Origin of the sequence: Chitinophaga sp. (assembly GCF_036566945.1) — a bacterium.
Taxonomy (GTDB): Bacteria; Bacteroidota; Bacteroidia; order Chitinophagales; family Chitinophagaceae; genus Chitinophaga.
On sequence record NZ_DATCVJ010000992.1, the window covers coordinates 1 to 5,135 of the forward strand.

Genomic DNA, 5,135 nt, shown 5'->3' on the forward strand with positions numbered 1-5,135 from the left:
GGTATGGGTAAACCCGTAAATAAATGTATCCTCATATTGATATCCTGCGCCGGAACCATAGGCGGTGATCGGGCTTAGCTGCACCATGGCATTGGGGAGGGAGCTGCCGGGAAAGGTCAGTCCTGCCCAGGATCTCCAGCCCTGCGGCAATTCATACCCCAGAATTTTTGGATCAGTCAATGGAGCCGTACCAACAAAAGTATTTACATACTTTGTATAGGTTGTTTTAGTCTGGCTGTTGGCGGTGGTTGTTATCAGCAGTAACAACATAACATGGAATCCCTTGGTAACTTGTTTCTTCATACTAGCTAAATAGTTTACGTGGCTATTTCAATATATAAGTAGCTTAATAAGCGTCATACACACATGGCGGGTGATGCTAAACCGATTTAGGCGCAGATAAATGTATTCAAAAAAAGGAATTAATCAAAGCGGGGAGAGATAAAGGATGTTTATTTCAGGGTAATTTACTACTATAAATGGGTAATCTGGTGTTCAGGTCGTATCGAAAGAAATGCTACTTTAGGTTATTCATGACCATGAGCAGTAAAGACCAGAATTATTCTTCTTTTTGGGCAGTAGGGGATCTTGCCGCATTTAAACAAATGATGAGGGTGTTCAATCCCTCATTAAAGTACTTTGCGTGCAGTATCGTGGGTAATGAAGCAGAAGCAGAAGAAGTGGTAGCAGATGTATTTATTAAGATATGGCAACAAAGAACCCATATTACCCCGCCTGATAATCTGCAATACTATCTCTTTAAAGCTATAAAAAATACGGCGCTTAACTACCTCAAAAGTAATGGCCGAAGGGCCACACATTATGCCGCCTGGGAAGTAGCCATCCATCACCATAGCGCCCAAAGTCCGGAAGATATTCTGATCAGCAAAGAGCAACTGGATCAGATCCGTTCCGCCATTGAGACTTTACCGCCGCGCTGCCGGCAAATTTTTATCCTCGTAAAAGAAGAAGGCTTCACCTATGAACAGGTAGCCGTACTGCTGGACCTCTCCAAAGCAACCGTCAATGTGCAGATGACCATTGCCCTCCGGAAAATATGGTCGGCACTGGGTACTACCCTCCAATATTCCTACTCTTAATTTTTTTTTGTCTTCCTTTAATTGTTTTCCTTTTTTGAGTTGTCTTATTATAACATTCACCAAAAACTATACTTGCTGTAAATGACCAAACGGTTATCGGAATTATTGGCGCTGCACTGGAGCGGAGAAATTTCCGCCGAAGAAAAGGCGGAACTGGATGAATTGTTATTGCAACATCCGGGTGACTGGCTGAAGGCCGGGCAGATGGAGCAGCTGTCTTTCAGCAAGGTGTCCGCTTACAACGAAACGGATGCCGACAGACTGATAGATCGGGTCAGCAGTTTTATAGCAGCCGAAAGCAAAGAAGATCGTCGGCGCTTTCCGGTGCGTAAAATGCTCCTTGCCCTGTTGCTCGTGATGTGCTGTGCCGGTGGACTACTCAGCTATCTTTACTGGCAATCGCCTTTGCAGGGATATAAAGTGGTGACGACGGATGCCGGTATGAAAACCCGAATCCGTTTGGCAGACGGCAGCACCATTTTGCTGAATGCCGGCAGTACCTTACGCTATCCGGAAAAAATGGACAAAACTGTCAGAGAAGTATATCTCAGCGGCGAAGCGTATTTTGACGTTAAACATGCGGCCAATCGCCCATTTATTATACACGCGGAAAAAATGGATGTTCGGGTACTGGGTACTTCTTTTAACGTACGGTCCTATAAAGAGGAAGATTTTGAAGAAACAGCCGTGATCTCCGGCGCCGTAGAAGTGGTGGTAAAAGAAGGACAACAGGTACTGAAAGTAACACCCAACGAGAAAGTATTACTGAGAAAATCAACCATCAGTAAAAATGAAGACGCGGTGGCTACCGCCAACCGAAAAGAAAACATCGTTATTGAACGTCAGCCATTATCTCCTATTTCAGCAACAGACAGCAGCCGGGTACTGGAAACAGCCTGGGTAAATAATCAACTCATCTTTCAAAATGAAACATTGTCTGCTATTGTACAAAGACTGGAACGCTGGTATGGGGTAAAAATCTTCATCGAAGATCCGCAACTGGCAGCACTAAGGTTCTCTGGCCGGGCCGACAATGTGCCCATAGAAAAACTATTGAACATCTTACAGGAAATTCAACCATTCAAATATTCCATCCAGGATGATATCATAACGATTAACTAAACCTACCAATATGAATAACAGGATCATTATTGGGGAGCGACCTCCCTAGCGGGTTTACTATGCCGGATATTTCCAGCCATTGACCACTAAAACATTCCACATTTATTGAGTCTTAATAGAATTTTCCAGGTTATGAAAATAGCAAGAAAACAAACAACGTTTGAGCTGCCATGTTATGGAAGAAAACTGCTACTAATGTTTAAATTCACCGGCGTGCTGTTGGGCTTATTTTTGGAGGTATCCGCATCCGGATACTCACAAAATACCATCTCCGTTTCTTTTGTAAAGGCAGATGTAGAAAAGGTATTCCACTATCTCGAAAGAAAATCAGGATATACCTTTTACTATAGTAATACCGCCATAGAAAAACTGCCAAAACTCAGCCTGACCATGGAAAAGGCTGATATCCGCGATGTACTGAATGAAGTATCCCGTCAAACCGGACTTCATTATAACATCCTGGAAAATAATATGGTGGTGTTTAAAACCGCCGCAGAACAAATCCGGACAAAAAAAATTACCGGTAGAGTACTGGACGAAAAAGGACAGCCTTTACCCAATATTACCGTACAGGTAAAAGGCACCACCACCGGTACCTTAACCACGATGGATGGACAGTTTTCGCTGCAGGTACCGGATAATGCCGTGCTGGTGATCTCCGCCATCGGTTTCCTTAAACAGGAAATCACCATCACAGATCAAACCACGCTTAACGTTACGCTCAGAGAAGATGTAGCCGGATTAAATGAAGTAGTGGTAGTAGGATATGGTACACAGGAAAAACATAAACTCACCAGTGCTGTGGCCACCATCTCCGGAGCAGAGTTGAATAAGCGGGTAGCTACAGATCCTGCTTCGCTGCTCCAGGGCCAGTTACCGGGTTTGCAGGTAACGCAGGGCTCCGGTGAACCAGGCAATGAAAACATTCAGCTACGTATCAGAGGTGTCAGTACTTTCAGCGGCGCCGGCAACGATCCGCTAGTGATCATTGATGGACTGCCCGGTAGCATGAGTATCTTAAACCCCAACGACATCGAATCTATTTCCGTATTGAAGGACGCCGCTTCTGCCGCTATCTACGGCTCCCGCGGTGCCAACGGCGTAATCGTTGTTAAAACAAAAAAAGGGAAGGGTGGTTTTTCGCTGACCTATGGCTATAACCTGGGTATTTCCAAAGCAGCTCAACTGCCGGATATTGTTTCCAATTCTGCGGAGTATATGCAACTCTCCAATGAGGCAAGAACCAACTCCGGTTTAGCGCCCATTTATACCCAACAACAGATAGACTTGTATCAGAATGCAACAGACCGGGTGAAATATCCAAACCATAACTGGCTGGACGATATCTTCAAAACGGCTTATACCCAGAATCATTATCTGAATATGAGTGGTGGAAAAGATAACACCAACTACAGCCTGGGTTTAGGTATCAGCAATCAACCGGGTGTGTTGATCGGTTTCGACTATAAGAAATATACACTGAATCTGGGCCTCAGCTCCCGCGTAAGTAAAAGAGTGACCATCGGTACGAATATACAGATGCGGTATGCCGATAGAAAGTATCCTGAAAATGGCGCAGGAGATATGTTCCTCTCTGCATTGGCACAGTCGCCATTGTATCCAGCTTCCAGCGATGGGAAGTGGATCAAAAAAGGCTACTCCGATGAATTGGGTAATAAGAATCCGGTGGCCATTGTGGGAGAAGATATACGGACAAGAACCAATGATTACTATGCACAGGGTAACCTTTCCCTGGATGTGGATATCATAGATGGATTGAGATGGGAGAACAGGGCCGGTATGAACTATGATAACTATAAATACAATGATTTCAGGCCAGTAGTACCTACCTATTACTATAGTGACATGAGCCCTGCCGGATTACTCGATGATGGTACCCCTGGTCTTTACGTTGGAAATACGGGTAACATTTATACGGTGTATTACAGCCAGTTTACTTATAGGAAGAAATTTGGTTACCATAATCTTTCTGCACTGGCAGGATATCAACAGGAACAAAACAAAGCAGATAACCTGGATGCCACGCGTACCCAGTTTCCATCCAACCAGTTGAGAGAATTAAATGCTGGTCCGAAAGATGGGCAAACAAATGCTGGTACTTCCAGTCAATGGGCCATCCGCTCATGGTACGGTAATGCCAACTACGATTATAAAGATAAATACCTGTTGGGTGCCAGCGTAAGATATGATGGTACCTCCCGGTTGCCGGCAGATACGCGCTGGGGTTTATTTTATTCCTTTTCCGGCGCCTGGAGAATGTCGGAAGAAGCATTCATGAAAAAAGCTTCCTGGATCAACGATCTTAAATTGCGCGCTTCCTGGGGACAATTAGGAAATCAGAACATCGGTACCTATCCGTATCAGTCTACATTGGATAGCAGGCCCTATGTATTCGGATCTACCATTTCTACAGGGTTGAATGGCAGCCAGCTGATAGATCCGGCGCTCACCTGGGAAACTACCCAGGTACTCGATTTCGGTATCAACCTGACCGCATTTGATAATAAACTCACCTTTACCGGCGACTGGTTTAATAAATATACTTTTGATATCCTCCGTGGTTCTCAGGTACCCATCTGGCTGGGTTTAGACCCACCTACCATCAACGATGGTGCAGTGAGAAATAAAGGAGTTGAATTCAATGTACAATACAACGACCGGATTGGTAAAAATTTCACCTGGTATGTGGGTGCTAACTTCCAAAGCTATAAGAACGTGCTGGAACAGTTTGGCAAACGCGAAATAAATGGTAGCACGATCCGCGAAGAAGGACATTCACTCGATGAATACTATCTCTATATCTGGGATGGTATTTTCCAGAGCACAGATGAAATTGCAAAATCACCTAAACAACCAGTGGACGCTACTCCCGGCGACCTGAAAATAAAAGAT

Annotated in this window: 3 protein-coding genes and 1 pseudogene; 3 read left to right on the forward strand and 1 reads right to left on the reverse strand. The window is 44.6% G+C overall.

The window, feature by feature from the left end:
• A pseudogene (locus tag VIP81_RS29690) lies at window positions 1-303 on the reverse strand (glycoside hydrolase family 92 protein); the annotation flags it as partial.
• A 236-nt stretch (window positions 304-539) separates the two neighbouring features.
• Here VIP81_RS29690 and VIP81_RS29695 point away from each other — a divergent pair.
• The 3 genes from VIP81_RS29695 to VIP81_RS29705 all read left to right on the forward strand — a co-directional run.
• Window positions 540-1,100: an RNA polymerase sigma-70 factor gene (locus VIP81_RS29695; RefSeq protein WP_331970356.1), complete on the forward strand. Its 561-nt coding sequence runs from the start codon at window positions 540-542 to the stop codon at window positions 1,098-1,100.
• A gap of 81 nt (window positions 1,101-1,181) precedes the next feature.
• Window positions 1,182-2,222: a FecR family protein gene (locus VIP81_RS29700; protein WP_331970359.1), complete on the forward strand. Its 1,041-nt coding sequence runs from the start codon at window positions 1,182-1,184 to the stop codon at window positions 2,220-2,222.
• A 195-nt stretch (window positions 2,223-2,417) separates the two neighbouring features.
• A partial coding sequence (locus tag VIP81_RS29705) for a TonB-dependent receptor (RefSeq protein WP_331970362.1) occupies window positions 2,418-5,135 on the forward strand: 2,718 nt, incomplete at its 3' end.

Bases quoted from the DNA above. Each gene is read 5' to 3' on its own strand.
- VIP81_RS29695 (WP_331970356.1), top strand. From the start codon at position 540: ATGAGCAGTAAAGACCAGAATTATTCTTCTTTTTGGGCAGTAGGGGAT.
- VIP81_RS29700 (WP_331970359.1), top strand. From the start codon at position 1,182: ATGACCAAACGGTTATCGGAATTATTGGCGCTGCACTGGAGCGGAGAA.